Below are 15,683 nucleotides of genomic sequence, written 5' to 3'. Positions count from 1 at the left end.
CCGACTGCAAAGGTCGGAATTGGTCAAATTTTGTGCTATATTCCGCGCCCGCGATTTTTCATCTCAACACCGGTCACCGTCATGCAAACAGCCAAGCCGTTATTTGACTATCCCAAGTACTGGGCCGAATGTTTCGGTCCTGCGCCATTCCTGCCGATGAGCAGGGAGGAGATGGATCAGCTTGGCTGGGATTCATGCGACATCATCATCGTCACCGGTGACGCGTACGTGGACCATCCGTCGTTCGGCATGGCAATCATCGGCCGGCTGCTGGAGTCCCAGGGCTTTCGCGTCGGGATCATTGCCCAGCCCAACTGGCAGTCCAAAGACGACTTCATGAAGCTCGGCGAGCCGAACCTGTTCTTCGGCGTCGCGGCCGGCAACATGGACTCGATGATCAACCGCTACACCGCCGACAAGAAAATCCGCTCCGATGACGCCTACACCCCAGGCGGCATGGCCGGCAAACGTCCGGACCGCGCGAGCCTGGTCTACAGCCAGCGCTGCAAGGAAGCCTACAAGCACGTGCCGATCGTGCTCGGCGGCATCGAAGCCTCCCTGCGCCGCATCGCCCACTACGACTACTGGCAGGACCGTGTACGCAACTCGATCCTGATCGACGCCTGCGCCGATATCCTGCTGTACGGCAACGCCGAGCGGGCCATCGTCGAAGTCGCCCAGCGTCTGTCGTGGGGCCACAAGATCGAAGACATCACCGACGTGCGCGGCACTGCGTTCATTCGCCGTGACACGCCTGAAGGCTGGTACGAGGTGGACTCCACCCGTATCGACCGTCCGGGCAAGATCGACAAGATCATCAACCCGTACGTGAATACCCAGGACACCCAGGCCTGCGCCATCGAGCAGGAAAAGGGCCCGGTGGAAGACCCGGAAGAGGCCAAGGTGGTACAGATCCTGGCCAGCCCACGCATGACCCGTGACAAGACCGTGATCCGTCTGCCGTCCGTGGAAAAAGTCCGTGGCGACTCGGTGCTGTATGCCCACGCCAACCGCGTGCTCCACCTGGAAACCAACCCGGGCAACGCCCGCGCGCTGGTACAGAAGCACGGCGAAGTGGATGTGTGGTTCAACCCGCCGCCCATTCCCATGACTACCGAAGAAATGGACTACGTGTTCGGCATGCCTTACGCCCGTGTTCCACACCCGGCGTACGGCAAGGAAAAGATCCCGGCCTACGACATGATCCGCTTCTCGGTGAACATCATGCGTGGCTGCTTCGGCGGCTGCACCTTCTGCTCGATCACCGAGCACGAAGGCCGAATCATCCAGAACCGTTCCGAAGAGTCGATCATTCGCGAAATCGAAGAGATCCGCGACAAGGTGCCAGGCTTCACCGGCGTCATTTCCGACCTCGGCGGCCCGACCGCGAACATGTACCGCATTGCCTGCAAGAGCCCGGAAATCGAATCCGCGTGCCGCAAGCCATCCTGCGTGTTCCCGGGCATCTGCCCGAACCTGAACACCGACCACTCGTCGTTGATCCAGCTGTACCGCAGCGCCCGTGCGTTGCCGGGTGTGAAGAAGATCCTGATCGCTTCCGGCCTGCGCTACGACCTCGCGGTCGAGTCGCCGGAGTATGTGAAGGAGCTGGTGACCCACCACGTCGGTGGTTACCTGAAGATCGCCCCGGAACACACCGAGGAAGGTCCGCTCAACCAGATGATGAAACCGGGCATCGGCAGCTATGACAAGTTCAAGCGCATGTTCGAGAAGTACACAAAGGAAGCGGGCAAGGAGCAGTACCTGATTCCTTACTTCATCGCCGCCCACCCGGGCACCACCGATGAAGACATGATGAACCTGGCCCTGTGGCTCAAGGGCAACGGCTTCCGCGCCGATCAGGTGCAGGCGTTCTACCCGTCGCCAATGGCCACCGCCACGGCGATGTACCACTCGGGCAAGAACCCGCTGCGCAAGGTCACCTACAAGAGCGACGCGGTGACCATCGTCAAGAGCGAAGAACAGCGCCGCCTGCACAAGGCCTTCCTGCGCTACCACGACCCGAAGGGCTGGCCGATGCTGCGTGAAGCATTGACTCGCATGGGCCGTGCAGACCTGATCGGGCCGGGCAAGGAGCAACTGATCCCGTTGCACCAACCGTCCACCGACAGCTACCAGAGCGCCCGTCGCAAAAACTCGACGCCGGCTGGCAGCCACAAGGTTGCGAAGGAAACCACCACCAGGATCCTCACCCAGCACACCGGCCTGCCGCCGCGAGGCAGTGATGGCAGCAACCCGTGGGACAAGCGCGAGCAAGCCAAGGCCGCAGCCATGGCGCGCAACAAGCAGGCCGCCAAGGAGCGCACCGACGCCGCCAAGGGCAAAGGCAAGAAGCCAGCCCGCAAGCCGGTGGTGCCGCGTTGATCGCCGCCTGAAACGCAAAACGCCAGCCTCGTGCTGGCGTTTTGCTTTCTAGCGGGTGGGTAGCCTGTTTGTTAAGGTGGCGCCCATTCGAGCGCCATCGCAGGCAAGCCAGCTCCCACATGTGACCGGGTTTCAGCATGAGAATGCGGTCGAATGTGGGAGCGGGCTTGCTCGCGAAAGCGCCAGTTCAGACACCATCCATTTCAAGGAAGAACACCCCCATGAGCAGCCCCCTGCTTGGCATCGGCATGGACTCCAACCGCTCCCAGTTCATGGCCCGCCAGCGCATCGAAAGCCAGATCAACCTGCCACGCCTGTTTGCCGCCATCGACGCCGACCCCGGCATCGTGGGGGCGGGTGTGGTGTATATCGATGCCGACTTCAACATCGTGACCCTGCGTGAATTCAAACCCCTCTGCAGCATTAAGCCCAAGCGCGTGATTCTGCGGGAGGCGCAGAAGTACATTGCCCCCACGCAATTTGCTGAACATGTTGTGAGTAATCCGCGCGAATCCCGCCTGATTGGTGAGGCCGTGAATACCGGCATTTCTTGTTTTGGCGCCGTCATCAGTTGGGCGGCTATTGCCAGCGGAACCATTTTGGTTCCATTCAGCGCCGGCGCGAGTTCGGTCATCGTCGTGGTCGGATACGCGGCTGCTGGTGCAAGCGCACTCCAGTGTTTCAATGGCATTACTCGAACGGTACTCGAGGTGGCAAGGCCAGAGGGAAATGATTGGCTCGACAGCGAGGCGTGGTATCAGAACACCTCAACGGTTTTGGACGCAGTATCGTTAGCTGGAGTGGGTGCCTCCGCCCTGACGACAATAAAACTTGTCAATGTCGCGAAGGCGGCCACAGGCAAGACGTTGCGCGAAGTGCTTCGTGGCTTGAATCGACAAGAAAGAGCGAAGCTCACAAAAGAACTGCTGACCATCAATGACCCTCGCCTCACATCGAAGATGCTCAAGCTCAAGCAGTTGTCGGGCGAACTGCCCAAGCGTTTTACCCCGACCCAACTTAAACACAGTACCAAAACCCAGATTAAAGACGCCTTAGGCGCAACGGCGGGCCTTATAGGGAGTGCTTACACGGGCAACGTAAAAACCATCGCATTGGGGTTGTATGAGGAGGTCGGAGAATGAGCGAGCTGATGACGCTTCGTGATTTTTTCAGGCATTACTTCCTTACTTTTATCGGTGGTGTATTTGCGGCCTATTTTTCTTTGGGCTTCGCTACAGCGCTTTCCTTTGCGACCTATTTTCGTGATTCGCCTCTCGCTGGCGGCTTGGGCTTTTCGATCATGCTCATCGGAGCATTGCTGATCCTGTTAACGGTCCATAGCAATTTCATGATTTTGCGCGGGCGCCCGTCGTGGGTGTGGGTAATGGTGGGTATTTACTTCGCCTGCTTTCTGTTTGTGCTTCCCATGATTCAGTACGCGCCGCACGCCGTTCTTTATGGCCTGGCGTTGGTTTTTCCGCTGTTTGGCCTCTTGATACTCAACAGCTCTGTTCAGCGAGATATGCGCATTAAACTCGTGGGAATTCGCCACATTCGGCAGTCTTTGAAGACCAAGAGCCGAACCCGATAGGTATCAGGACATCACTCCTGTCGATTTTTATCAGGGAATCGAGCAATGAACCAAGCACCGAGCATTCGCGGTTTTCTATCTCGGTATTTTCCTGTTTTCATGGGGGCGATATTGGCATCGGTATTTTCCCTGGCCTTTGCGGTGCCATTGTTTTTTGAAAGCTATTTCCGGGATCTTTCTGTGGCCGATACCGCTAAGTACTCCTTTATCGGCGGAATCGCTTTAACGATGGTCATCGTGCACTGCAACTTCATGATTGCGCGCGGGCACCCGCAATGGGTCTGGCCACTGGTGGTGTTACTGGGGCTTTGTTTCGCGTGTGTGCTGCCCACTATCGTGTATCAGCCGCATGCGTTCATTTATGGCGTGAGCGTGCTTTTACCCTTGCTTGCACTGCTATTGCTTAACAGCAAGCGCCACCGCGAAATGCGCCAGAAACTGGTCGAAGTTCGCCACCTGCGTGAAGCCGTGATCGCCAGGCACAAAGCCCGTTGACTGGGTAGATTCACCACCCACCCTCACACTCCCGCCACAAATATGTGCAACCCTCGCACCACGACGGCAGCCATCGCGCCGTTTTGGTGCTGTACTGCACCGGGTCCCACGATAAAGCGCAATGACCACTGCTCTGGCATAAGTCTTGCGCGCTTTGTTTCCATGCCCTGGCTCGCAGGAGGCCGCCGTGTCGATTCATGTCGCGTTGCACCACGTTACGCATTACCGCTACGACCGCGCGGTCGAACTCGGCCCACAGATTGTTCGTCTGCGTCCGGCGGCCCATAGCCGCACGCGGATTCTTTCCTACGCGCTGAAGGTGCTGCCGGAACAGCACTTCATCAATTGGCAGCAAGATCCCCAGGGCAATTACCTGGCGCGTCTGGTGTTCCCGGAAAAAACTGACGAGCTGCGCATCGAAGTCGACCTGGTCGCGGAGATGGCGGTATTCAATCCGTTCGATTTCTTCCTGGAACCCTACGCCGAAAAAATCCCGTTCAGCTACGCCGCCGATGAGCAGCGCGAGCTGGCGCCGTACCTCGAAACATTGCCGCTGACCCCGCGATTCGCCGCGTATCTGGCGGGTATCGACCGCACGCCGTTGCCGGCGGTGGATTTCCTGGTGGGCCTGAATCAGCGTCTGGCCGCCGACATCGGCTACCTGATCCGCATGGAGCCGGGGGTACAAACTCCGGAATTCACCCTGGAAAACGCCTCCGGTTCCTGCCGGGATTCGGCGTGGTTGCTGGTGCAACTGCTGCGCAACCTTGGGTTGGCGGCACGATTTGTGTCCGGTTATCTGATCCAGCTGACCGCCGACGTCAAAGCCCTCGACGGCCCGTCCGGCACCGAGGTGGATTTCACCGACCTGCACGCCTGGTGCGAAGTGTATTTGCCCGGCGCCGGCTGGATCGGCCTCGATGCCACCTCCGGTTTGTTCGCCGGTGAAGGTCATATCCCGTTGGCCTGTAGTCCTGATCCTTCTTCCGCGGCGCCCATCAGTGGCCTGGTGGAACCCTGCGAGTGCGAATTTACCCACGAGATGTCCGTGGAGCGGATTTGGGAAGCCCCCAGGGTTACCAAGCCCTACACCGAAGAGCAGTGGCTGGCGATCCAGGCCCTGGGCCGGCAGATCGACGGTGACCTGCACAAGGACGACGTACGCCTGACCATGGGCGGCGAACCCACCTTCGTTTCCATCGACGACCCCGACGGCGCCGAATGGAACACCGCCGCCCTGGGCCCGGACAAACGCCGGCTGTCCGCCGAGCTGTTCCAGCGCATGCGCAAGCACTACGCACCCAAGGGCCTGGTGCATTTCGGCCAGGGCAAGTGGTACCCCGGCGAGCAACTGCCGCGCTGGTCCCTCAACTGCTACTGGCGCCGCGACGGCGTGCCGATCTGGCACAACAGCGCGCTGATCGCCGATGAGCAGGAAAGCTATGGCGCCGACGGCGTGATGGCCGGGCGTTTTCTGGCCAGCGTTGCCGAGCGCCTGAAACTGCCCGCGCAGTTTGTATTCCCGGCCTACGAAGACAATTTCTATTACCTGTGGCGCGAAGGCGCCTTGCCGCAAAACGTCAGCGCCGAAGATCCGCGCCTGGAGGACAAGCTTGAGCGCGAGCGCCTGCGCAAGGTCTTCAGCCAGGGCCTGGATAAAGTCATCGGCCAGGTGCTGCCGCTGGCGCGCACGGCGGCCAATGACCGCTGGCAGAGCGGGCGCTGGTACCTGCGGGACAACCATTGCCGCCTGGTGCCGGGCGATTCACCGTTGGGTTATCGCCTGCCACTGGCCTCGCAACCGTGGGTAACGGCGGCGGACTATCCGTTCGTGCACCCCACCGATCCCAATCAGGACCTGGCAGACCTGCCGACCACCTCGCAACTGCAAAGCCATGGCGAGGCAGCTGCCAGCCAAGACCGTATTCCGAAGATCGACGAGTCTGCCGACTGGCTGACCCGCACCGCCCTGTGCGCCGAGGCACGGGACGGCCGCTTGTACCTGTTCATGCCGCCGCTGGAACGGGTCGAGGATTACCTGGAACTGGTGGCCGCCATCGAAGCCACCGCCGAAGAACTGTATTGCCCGGTGTTGCTGGAAGGTTATGAGCCGCCGAGCGACCCACGCCTGAGCAACTTCCGGGTGACGCCGGATCCGGGTGTGATCGAGGTCAACGTGCAGCCGTCCGCCACCTGGGACGAGTTGGTGGAACGCACCGAGTTTCTCTACGAAGAAGCCCGGCAAACCCGCCTCACCACAGAAAAATTCATGATCGACGGGCGCCACACCGGCACCGGCGGCGGTAACCACTTTGTGCTCGGTGGCGCTACGCCCAAGGATTCGCCGTTCCTGCGGCGTCCCGATCTGCTGCGCAGCCTGATCAGCTATTGGCATAACCACCCGTCGCTGTCCTACCTGTTTTCCGGCCTGTTCATCGGCCCGACTTCCCAGGCACCACGGGTCGACGAAGCGCGCAACGATGCGTTGTATGAGCTGGAAATCGCCTTCGCGCAGATGCCCGAAGCGGGCGAAGAATGCCCGCCATGGTTGGTGGACCGCCTGCTGCGCAACCTGCTGATCGACGTCACTGGCAATACCCACCGTGCCGAGTTCTGCATCGACAAGCTCTACTCGCCGGACGGTGCCACCGGCCGCCTGGGCCTGCTGGAATTGCGTGCCTTTGAAATGCCGCCCCACGCCCGCATGAGCCTGACCCAACAATTGCTGCTGCGGGCACTGGTCGCGCGGTTCTGGCGTGAACCCTATGCGCCGCCGAAGCTGGCGCGCTGGGGCACAGAGCTGCATGACCGCTTCCTGCTGCCGCACTTTATCGAGCAGGATTTTGCCGACGTGATCGTCGAGCTGAACGCTGCCGGTTATCCGCTGCGGGCCGAATGGTTTGCCGCGCACCTGGAGTTCCGTTTTCCCAAGGTCGGTGACTACGCCGTCAGCGGTATCGAACTGGAATTGCGCCAGGCCCTGGAGCCCTGGCATGTGCTGGGCGAGGAGGGCGCGGTGGGCGGTACGGTGCGTTACGTGGATTCGTCCCTGGAGCGCCTGCAGGTCAAGTTGAGTGGCCTGCCGCCCCAGCGTTACCTGCTGACCTGCAATGGCATCCCGGTGCCGCTGCAACCCACCGGGCGCGTCGGCGAGTTTGTGGCTGGCGTGCGTTATCGCGCCTGGCAACCGGCCAACTGCCTGCAGCCAACGATCCCGGTGCATGCGCCACTGGTGTTCGATCTTTTGGATACGTGGATGCAGCGCTCGCTGGGCGGTTGCCAGTACCATGTCGCCCATCCGGGCGGGCGCAATTACGACAGTCTGCCGGTGAATGCCAATGAAGCTGAAAGCCGGCGGATGGCGCGGTTTTTCCGCTTGGGACACAGCCCCGGGAAACTGCCGGTGCCGAGTGTGGTGATCAATGATGAATTGCCGATGACCCTGGATTTGCGGCGCTTCTCCAATAAGAATGACTAAACGCGATTCAAAATGTGGGAGCGGGCTTGCTCGCGAATACGGTGTCTCAGAAACACATTAAGTGACTGACACTCCGCTTTCGCGAGCAAGCCCGCTCCCACACAAGCCCGCTCCCACAGTTGGATCGCGTGGTTTGTGAGTTAATTCGACTTCCCTTGCCTCAGCCGAGCGTTCCATGCCCGACTTGCTCGACCGTTACCCGCTGACCGCGGGCACTTATCACGAACTGCTGGACGACAGCGGCGCGGTTCGCGCCCATTGGCAGCGGCTGCTCGATCACTTGCAACGCAGCACCCCGGCGCAACTGGCCCAGCGCCAAGCCTTGCTGACTCGGCAGATCCAGGAAAACGGCGTGACCTACAACGTCTACGCCGACCCCAAGGGCGCCGATCGTCCCTGGGAGCTGGACCTGCTGCCCCACGTGCTGGCCGCCGATGAATGGAAGCAACTTGCCGCCGGCATCGCCCAGCGTGCGCGCCTGCTGAATGCAGTACTGGCCGACCTCTACGGCCCGCAACGCCTGATCGCCGAAGGCTTGCTGCCGGCAGAACTGGTGTTCGGCCATAACAATTTCCTGTGGCCGTGCCAGGGCATCCAGCCGCCCGACGGCGCGTTCCTGCACCTGTACGCCGTGGACCTGGCGCGTACGCCGGATGGCCGCTGGTGGGTCACCGCCGACCGGACCCAGGCCCCGTCCGGCGCCGGTTATGCTTTGGAAAACCGCACCATCGTGTCCCGCGCCTTCCCGGACCTGTACCGCGACTTGCAGGTGCAGCACCTCACCGGGTTCTTCCGCACCCTGCAGGAAACCCTGGCCCGCCAGGCGCCGAGCGACGACCAGCCACCGCTGATCGTGCTGCTGACCCCGGGCCGTTTCAACGAAAGCTATTTCGAGCATCTGTACCTCGCCCGCCAGCTTGGCTACCCGCTGGTGGAAGGCGGCGACCTGACCGTGCGCGACGCCACGGTGTACCTCAAGACCCTCAGCGGCCTGCGCCGGGTGCACGCGATCATGCGCCGCCTGGACGACGATTTCTGCGACCCGCTGGAACTGCGCACCGACTCGGCCCTCGGCGTGCCCGGCCTGCTGGATGCCGTGCGCCAGGGCAATGTGCTGGTGGCCAACGCCCTGGGCAGTGGCGTGCTGGAATCCCCTGGCCTGTTGGGATTTCTGCCGAAGATCAATCAATTCCTGTTTGGCGAAGAGCTGATCCTGCCGTCCATCGCGACCTGGTGGTGCGGTGAGCCGCCGGTGCTGGCCGAAGCCCTGGAGAAACTGCCGGAGCTGCTGATCAAGCCGGCGTTTCCGTCGCAAAGCTTTACCCCGGTATTTGGCCGCGACTTGAACGACGAACAACGCGAGGCCCTGGCTGAGCGCATGCGCGCGCGGCCTTACGCCTATGTCGCCCAGGAACTTGCGCAGTTGTCCCAGGCGCCGGTCTGGCACACCGTTGACGATCACCTTCAGCACCGCGCCATCGGCATGCGTGTGTACGCCGTAGCCAGCGCCGACGGTTATCGGGTACTGCCCGGTGGCCTGACCCGTGTGGCCGCCGATGCCGATGCCGAAGTGGTGTCGATGCAGCGCGGCGGTGCGAGCAAGGACACCTGGGTGCTCGGCGAACGCGCCCATGGCACCGAGCAATGGCGCGCCCAACGGGCCATCGGCGCCCATGACCTGGTGCGGCGTGATCCGTACCTGCCGTCGCGGGTGGTGGAAAACCTGTTCTGGTTTGGCCGTTATTGCGAGCGCTGTGATGACAGTGCGCGCTGGTTGCGGATCGTCCTCGCCCGCTATGTCGACGGAGACGACCCGCTGGCGCTGCAGGCGGCGGTTGAACTGGGTGAGAACCTGCGACTGTTGCCGGAGGAGGGCGAGTTGCCTGAGCGGCTTCAGGCGGCGTTGCTCGGTGACGACTGGCCGTCGAGCCTGCGGGCCAACTTGCAGCGCTTGCAGTGGGCGGCGTCCCAGGTGCGCGGCAAGCTGTCCCGGGAAAACTGGCAGGCGCTGGTGGAGTTGCAGCGCGAAGCCCTGGACCTGGAAAGCGAAGAGCCGGACTTCGGCGAACTGCTGGATTTCCTCAACCGCCTGGTGATGTCCCTGGCCGCGCTGTCGGGCTTTGCCCTTGACGACATGACCCGCGACGAAGGCTGGCGCTTCCTGATGATGGGCCGGCGCATCGAGCGCCTGCAGTTTCTCAGCAGCAGCCTGGCGGCGTTCCTGCGCGGCGTGGCGGTGTTCGATCAGGCCGGGCTGGAGTGGTTGCTGGAACTGGGCAACAGCAGCATCACCTATCGTTCGCGCTACCTCGCGGTACCGCAGCTGATTCCGGTGCTGGACCTGTTGCTGCTGGATGAGCAAAACCCTCACGCAGTGCTGTTCCAGCTGAAACTGGTGAGCCGCACCTTGCGTCGCTTGAATGACGATTTCAGCGTGCCCCGGGAAACCGGGTTGGCGCCGTTGGTGGAGCGCCTGGCGCGCTTTGACCTGGGCTGCCTGGAGAATCCGCTGTTCGGCGAGTCCAGTGTGCGCGCTGCGCTGGACGGCCTGGCCGACCTGCTGCAAGCGGTGGCCGATGAAAGTGGGCAAGTCTCGGATCGCCTGGCCTTGCGCCATTTTGCCCATGTGGACGATGTCAGCCAGCAAACGGTGTCTGTGTGATGAGTGCCCGCTACCAGATTTTCCACGATACCCACTACCACTACGACAGCCCGGTGTCCCTGGCCCAGCAGCTGGCGCACCTGTGGCCGCGGCCTTGCGCCTGGCAGCGCTGCAGCTCGCAGCAACTGGAGATCAGCCCCGAGCCGACCTCGCGCCGGGATGAACTGGATGTGTTCGGCAACCCGATCACTCGGCTGGCATTCGAGCGGCCCCATGATGAACTGCTGGTGAACGCCGGGCTGACAGTGGAGGTGTTGGCGCGGCCGCTGCTGGATTTCAGCCTGTCGCCGGCCTGGGACCAGACCCGCAACGGCCTGACCTACAGCAGCCAGCCGCTGTCGGCCGAAGTGATCGAGGCGTGCCGCTATCGGTTCGAATCGCCCTATGTGCATTTGAAGAAAAGCTTCGTGGAGTTCTCCGAAGACTGTTTCCCGGCCGGTCGTCCGTTGCTGTTGGGTGTGCAGGCGCTGATGCAGAAGATCTTCAGCGAATTTACTTTCGATGCCGAAGCCACCCAGGTCGCCACGCCGTTGGTGGAAGTGCTGGAGCGCCGGCGCGGCGTGTGCCAGGACTTCGCCCACCTGATGCTCGCGTGCCTGCGTTCCCGGGGCCTGGCGGCGCGGTATATCAGTGGTTACCTGCTGACCCAGCCACCGCCCGGCCAACCACGGTTGATCGGCGCGGATGCGTCCCACGCGTGGGTGTCGGTGTTTTGCCCGGTGTCGGGTTGGGTGGATTTTGACCCGACCAACAATGTGCAGCCGGCACTGGAACACATCACCCTGGCCTGGGGCCGGGACTTTTCCGATGTTTCGCCGTTGCGGGGGGTGATTCTGGGGGGAGGGAGCCATGACCCGGAAGTGCGGGTGACGGTGATGCCGCTGGAGTAATGCACAAGATCGTTCCCACGCTCCGCGTGGGAATGCCTGTTGTGACGCTCTGCGTCACCCTGCACATATCTCAAATCGGGACGCGGAGCGCCCCAGGATGCATTCCCACGCGGAGCGTGGGAACGATCACCTATTCAGCGTCTTTCGGTGCTTCGGTTTCGTCTGTAGCCACTGTACCTTCAGCATCCGGGTTCAGTGCACCGGCTTCTTCGTCGGCTGCAATTTTCTTGCGCTGCAGCTTTTCCTCTTTCTTCTGCTCTTTGGCCAAGTCTCTCTGACGTTTGGCGAAGGAGTAATTAGGTTTTGCCATGGGCGATCCTCTGGGGTCGAAGGTGAGGTTGAGCGGCGCGTATTCTGCCTTTAATCGCGTCCCAAGGGTTAATCGGGTTTTTGGTCCACCCATTTGGGCAGGACCAGCGGTTGCCAGGCATCCAGTACGTCAAGCAGCTCAGCCGGCGATTCGCTCATTTGCAGCATGGCACGATGCGGTGCCCGGACGAAGCCTTCGCCGACGATATGATCAAGAAAATCGGTCAACTTGCGGTAAAAACCGTTCACTTCGAGCAAACCCAGCGGTTTGCCGTGGTAGCCGAGCTGGCCCAGGTCCAGACTTCGAACAGTTCTTCCAGGGTGCCCAGGCCGCCCGGCAGCGCAATAAAGGCGTCGCTCAGCTCGGCCATGCGTGCCTTGCGGGCGTGCATGCCGTCGACCACCTCCAGGCGGGTCAGGCCTTTGTGGCCGATTTCGAGGTTTTTCAGGCTTTCGGGAATAATTCCGATCACCTCGCCGCCGGCTTCCAGCGCCGCATCGGCGACGATACCCATCAGGCCCACGGCGCCGCCGCCGTACACCAGGGTCAGCTTGCGCTCCGCCAGCGCGCGCCCGAGGACCACGGCTGCTTCACGGTAGGCCGGGTTGGTGCCGCTGCTGGCACCGCAAAACACACAGACAGACTTCAAGGACATACCTGACTCCACTCAGTTGTGGCTAAAGAGTAAAGGCTGGCTTGCGTCTCTCAAAGGATTAAACCTCGCGTTGAGGTGTTTCGCAGGTGCCGCTGGCACCACAGGCATAGGCGGCAAGCAGGCTGCGGAACAGGCTATTGAGGTGCATGGCTGGGACTCCGGATGGGTGATGGACCGATCATAGGCCGGCACCCGCACTTTGGCCGGTAGATTGTGTCGATGAGTCTGATAGCCTAAAGTTGTATACAATCTGTTGATACAGATCATATGAAGTCCTGCCTGACTCAGGCACCCTTGTCGCAATATGCGTTTTTTAAACCCTGCCCTGGAGATTCACATGTTTGCCAAACTCGTTGCTGTTTCCCTGCTGACTCTGGCTAGCGGCCAGTTGCTTGCTGCAGAGTGCAAGGTCACTGTCGACTCCACTGACCAGATGTCCTTCAACACCAAGGCCATCGAAATCGACAAGAGCTGCAAGACGTTCACCGTTGAGTTGACCCACTCCGGCAGCTTGCCGAAAAACGTCATGGGCCATAACTGGGTGCTGAGTTCCGCCGCCGACATGCCTGGCATCGCCAGCGACGGCATGGCCGCCGGTATCGACAAGAACTACCTGAAAGACGGCGACACCCGCATCATCGCCCACACCAAGATCATCGGTGCCGGCGAGAAAGACTCCGTGACCTTCGATGTGTCGAAGCTGGCGGCAGGCACTGACTACGCGTTCTTCTGCTCGTTCCCAGGCCACATCTCGATGATGAAAGGCACTGTGACCCTGAAGTAAGCAATCTTCAGGCAAAAAAAAGCGCCCTTCGGGGCGCTTTTTTTTGCCTGTAGGCAGGCTGCTCTTGTGGCGAGGGAGCTTGCTCCCGCTGGGCTGCGGAGCAGCCCCAATAAGCTCACCGCGTAGCATCAGAAAAAGCAGTAAGCAGGTTTCAGGGGCCGCTTCGCGCCCCAGCGGGAGCAAGCTCCCTCGCCACAGCAAGCTCTTTCACCACAACAAGCCCTTTTGCCAGAATGAGCTGCTACGTCAGATCAGGGTGCAAACGGCATCACTCGCTTGTGCTCGGTCTTGCGATAGGTGTCGCAGATGATCTTGAAGGCTTCCTCGCGCACCGGCTCGCCGTGCAGGAACGCGTCGATCTCGGCATAGGTCACGCCATGGGACGCTTCGTCCGGCTTGCCCGGCGACAGGTCTTCCAGGTCGGCCGTCGGGATCTTCTCTACCAGCGATTCCGGAGCACCAAAGTGCCGGGCAATCGCGCGCACCTGGTTCTTCACCAGCCCGCTCAGCGGTGCCAGGTCGCAGGCGCCGTCACCGAACTTGGTGAAAAAGCCCATCACGGCTTCCGCCGCATGGTCGGTACCGATCACCAAACCACCGGCCGCGCCGGCGATGGTGTACTGCGCCACCATGCGCATGCGCGCCTTGGTGTTGCCCAGCACGAAGTCCCGGGAGACTGCGGCCTTGCCTTCAAACGCCGCCACTTCATTGGCCAGGGATTTCACCGCCGGGCCGATGTTCACTGTGTGGCGTTCGTCGGGTTCGATAAAGTCCACGGACGCCTGGGCGTCGTGTTCGTCGAACTGGGTTTCGTAGGGCAGGCGCACCGCGATAAAGCGGTACGCATCGTCACCCTTGGCAGCCCGCAACTCTTGCATTGCACGCTGGGCCAGCAGGCCGGCGGTCAGGGAGTCGACGCCGCCGCTGATGCCCAGCACCAACGTCTTGAGGCCTGAATTGAGCAGGCAATCCTGGATAAAGGTAACGCGCCGGGCGACCTCCGCCTCAAGGGCGGCCTGGTCCTTGAACGGTGGTTGGACCTTGAGCTGTTCAGCAATCTCGCGCTGTACGGCTTGCATGATTCACTCCTTGCTGGGTAGGGCAGGTACTTTGAAAACGTGGCGCAAATAGGCGACAAAGTTCGGATCGGTGCAGTGGGTCTTGCCCGCTTCATCGGAAATCTTCGCGACGGGCTGGCCATTACAGGCAGTCATTTTAAGCACGATGCTCATCGGTTCCACACCTGGAATATCACAGGTCAGGTTGGTGCCGATGCCGAAGCTCACATTGATCCGACCACGCAGCGCGCGGAAAATCTCCAGCGCCTTGGGCAGCGACAGGCTGTCGGAGAACACCAGGGTCTTGCTCATGGGCTCGATCCCCAGCTTGTGATAGTGGGCGATCGCCTTTTCGGCCCATTGCACCGGGTCACCGGAGTCGTGGCGCAGGCCGTCGAAGAGCTTGGCGAAGTACAGGTCGAAATCGCTGAGAAACGCATCGGTGGTGATGCAATCGGTCAGGGCGATGCCCAGCAGGCCACGGTACTCGCGCACCCAGCAGTCGAGGGCGGCGATCTGGCTGTCGATCAGGCGCGGGCCGAGTTGCTGGTGGGCCATGATCCATTCGTGGGCCATGGTGCCCAGCGGCTTCATGTTCAGCTCGCGGGCCAGGTGCACGTTGCTGGTGCCGACAAAACGCCCGGGGAAGTCGTGCTTGAGCACGTTCACCACTTCTTCCTGCACGCGGTAGGAGAAGCGTCGACGCGTGCCGAAATCCGCGACCTGCAGTTCGGACAGTTCTTCGACGCTGGCGTTGGCCGTCAGCCAGTCGAACTTGCGATACAGCTGCTCGCGGGCCTGTTCGAGGATCACGCTTTGGTAGCGATAGCGGTTACGCACTTCGCTGACGATGGCCAGCATCGGCACTTCAAACAGGATCACGTGCAGCCATGGCCCGCGCAGGCGGATAAACAGCTCACCGTTTTCGATACCGGTGTGCACGTAGCGCAGGTTGAAGCGAAACAGCCCGAGGAAGCGCAGGAAATCCGGCTTCATGAAGCTGATGCGTTCCAGGAAGCCCAGTTGGTCGGGGCTCAGGCTCAGCTCGGCGAGGCGCTCGATCTGGTAGCGGATCTCCGCCAGGTACGGGCGCAGGTCTTCACTGTTGCGGCAACGAAACTCCCATTCAACTTCCACGTTCGGGTAGTTGTGCAGCACCGCCTGCATCATGGTCAGCTTGTAGAAGTCGGTGTCGAGCAGGTTCTGCACGATGCGATCGGCAAACACACTCTCGCTCATAACGGGAATCTCCAGACGGGTCGGCGATGGGCGCCGACCTTTACGCACAATTAAGGAATGGCGCTAGTGGCGCATAGACCCGTGCTGTTTTGCCAGTGATTTTTTTGGGGATGACTACTGGCGCCATCGCAGGCAA

11 protein-coding genes and 1 pseudogene are annotated in these 15,683 nt (G+C 61.3%); 8 read left to right on the top strand and 4 right to left on the bottom strand.

Annotated features, from left to right (window positions below; translation table 11 throughout):
• The first annotated feature begins 81 nt into the window (after positions 1 to 81).
• The 7 genes from HX815_RS17790 (at position 82) to HX815_RS17760 (ending at position 11,501) form a co-directional block, all read left to right on the top strand.
• Positions 82 to 2,385, top strand: coding sequence for a YgiQ family radical SAM protein (locus HX815_RS17790; RefSeq protein WP_008439091.1), 2,304 nt, complete (start codon positions 82 to 84; stop codon positions 2,383 to 2,385).
• Positions 2,386 to 2,606: 221 nt separating this feature from the next.
• Entirely contained in the window at positions 2,607 to 3,527 is a 921-nt protein-coding gene (locus tag HX815_RS17785) for a hypothetical protein (RefSeq protein WP_008439090.1), read from the top strand.
• Positions 3,524 to 3,976 carry a hypothetical protein gene (locus tag HX815_RS17780; protein ID WP_008439089.1) on the top strand — a complete coding sequence of 151 codons (453 nt, stop codon included), beginning with the start codon at positions 3,524 to 3,526 and terminating at the stop codon, positions 3,974 to 3,976. The genes HX815_RS17785 and HX815_RS17780 overlap by 4 nt, the downstream gene beginning before the upstream one ends.
• A 45-nt stretch (positions 3,977 to 4,021) precedes the next feature.
• Complete coding sequence (locus HX815_RS17775; protein ID WP_102367983.1) at positions 4,022 to 4,471, top strand: hypothetical protein; 450 nt, start codon at positions 4,022 to 4,024, stop codon at positions 4,469 to 4,471.
• Between the two features lie 187 nt (positions 4,472 to 4,658).
• Positions 4,659 to 7,949: a transglutaminase family protein gene (locus HX815_RS17770; RefSeq protein ID WP_177028644.1), complete on the top strand. Its 3,291-nt coding sequence runs from the start codon at positions 4,659 to 4,661 to the stop codon at positions 7,947 to 7,949.
• A 175-nt stretch (positions 7,950 to 8,124) separates the two neighbouring features.
• Positions 8,125 to 10,611 (top strand): circularly permuted type 2 ATP-grasp protein, encoded by a 2,487-nt coding sequence (locus tag HX815_RS17765; protein WP_102367985.1) that lies wholly within the window; start codon positions 8,125 to 8,127, stop codon positions 10,609 to 10,611.
• Positions 10,611 to 11,501: a transglutaminase family protein gene (locus tag HX815_RS17760; protein ID WP_003217471.1), complete on the top strand. Its 891-nt coding sequence runs from the start codon at positions 10,611 to 10,613 to the stop codon at positions 11,499 to 11,501. Before HX815_RS17765 ends, HX815_RS17760 begins: the two co-directional genes overlap by 1 nt.
• 130 nt (positions 11,502 to 11,631) lie before the next feature.
• Here HX815_RS17760 and HX815_RS17755 read toward each other — a convergent pair whose 3' ends face one another.
• Positions 11,632 to 11,811, bottom strand: a complete 180-nt coding sequence (locus HX815_RS17755) for a hypothetical protein (protein WP_003217470.1) — start codon at positions 11,809 to 11,811, stop codon at positions 11,632 to 11,634.
• A gap of 68 nt (positions 11,812 to 11,879) precedes the next feature.
• Positions 11,880 to 12,466, bottom strand: a pseudogene (locus HX815_RS17750) (TIGR00730 family Rossman fold protein).
• A gap of 337 nt (positions 12,467 to 12,803) precedes the next feature.
• Between HX815_RS17750 and azu the strand changes: the two are divergent.
• Positions 12,804 to 13,250, top strand: coding sequence for an azurin (gene azu, locus HX815_RS17745; RefSeq protein ID WP_008439083.1), 447 nt, complete (start codon positions 12,804 to 12,806; stop codon positions 13,248 to 13,250).
• A gap of 251 nt (positions 13,251 to 13,501) precedes the next feature.
• Here azu and nadE read toward each other — a convergent pair whose 3' ends face one another.
• Both nadE and pncB read right to left on the bottom strand, forming a co-directional pair.
• On the bottom strand, positions 13,502 to 14,329 hold the full coding sequence (gene nadE / locus HX815_RS17740; RefSeq protein ID WP_003217462.1) for an ammonia-dependent NAD(+) synthetase: 828 nt from the start codon (positions 14,327 to 14,329) through the stop codon (positions 13,502 to 13,504).
• Positions 14,330 to 14,332: 3 nt separating this feature from the next.
• On the bottom strand, positions 14,333 to 15,547 hold the full coding sequence (gene pncB / locus HX815_RS17735) for a nicotinate phosphoribosyltransferase (RefSeq protein ID WP_003217456.1): 1,215 nt from the start codon (positions 15,545 to 15,547) through the stop codon (positions 14,333 to 14,335).
• Positions 15,548 to 15,683: the final 136 nt, after the last annotated feature.

It is taken from the genome of Pseudomonas sp. E6002, from assembly GCF_013385565.1.
Classification (GTDB): Bacteria; Pseudomonadota; Gammaproteobacteria; order Pseudomonadales; family Pseudomonadaceae; genus Aquipseudomonas.
The sequence above is the reverse complement of the archived record's forward strand: the minus strand, read 5'-3'. Positions and strand labels throughout refer to the sequence as shown.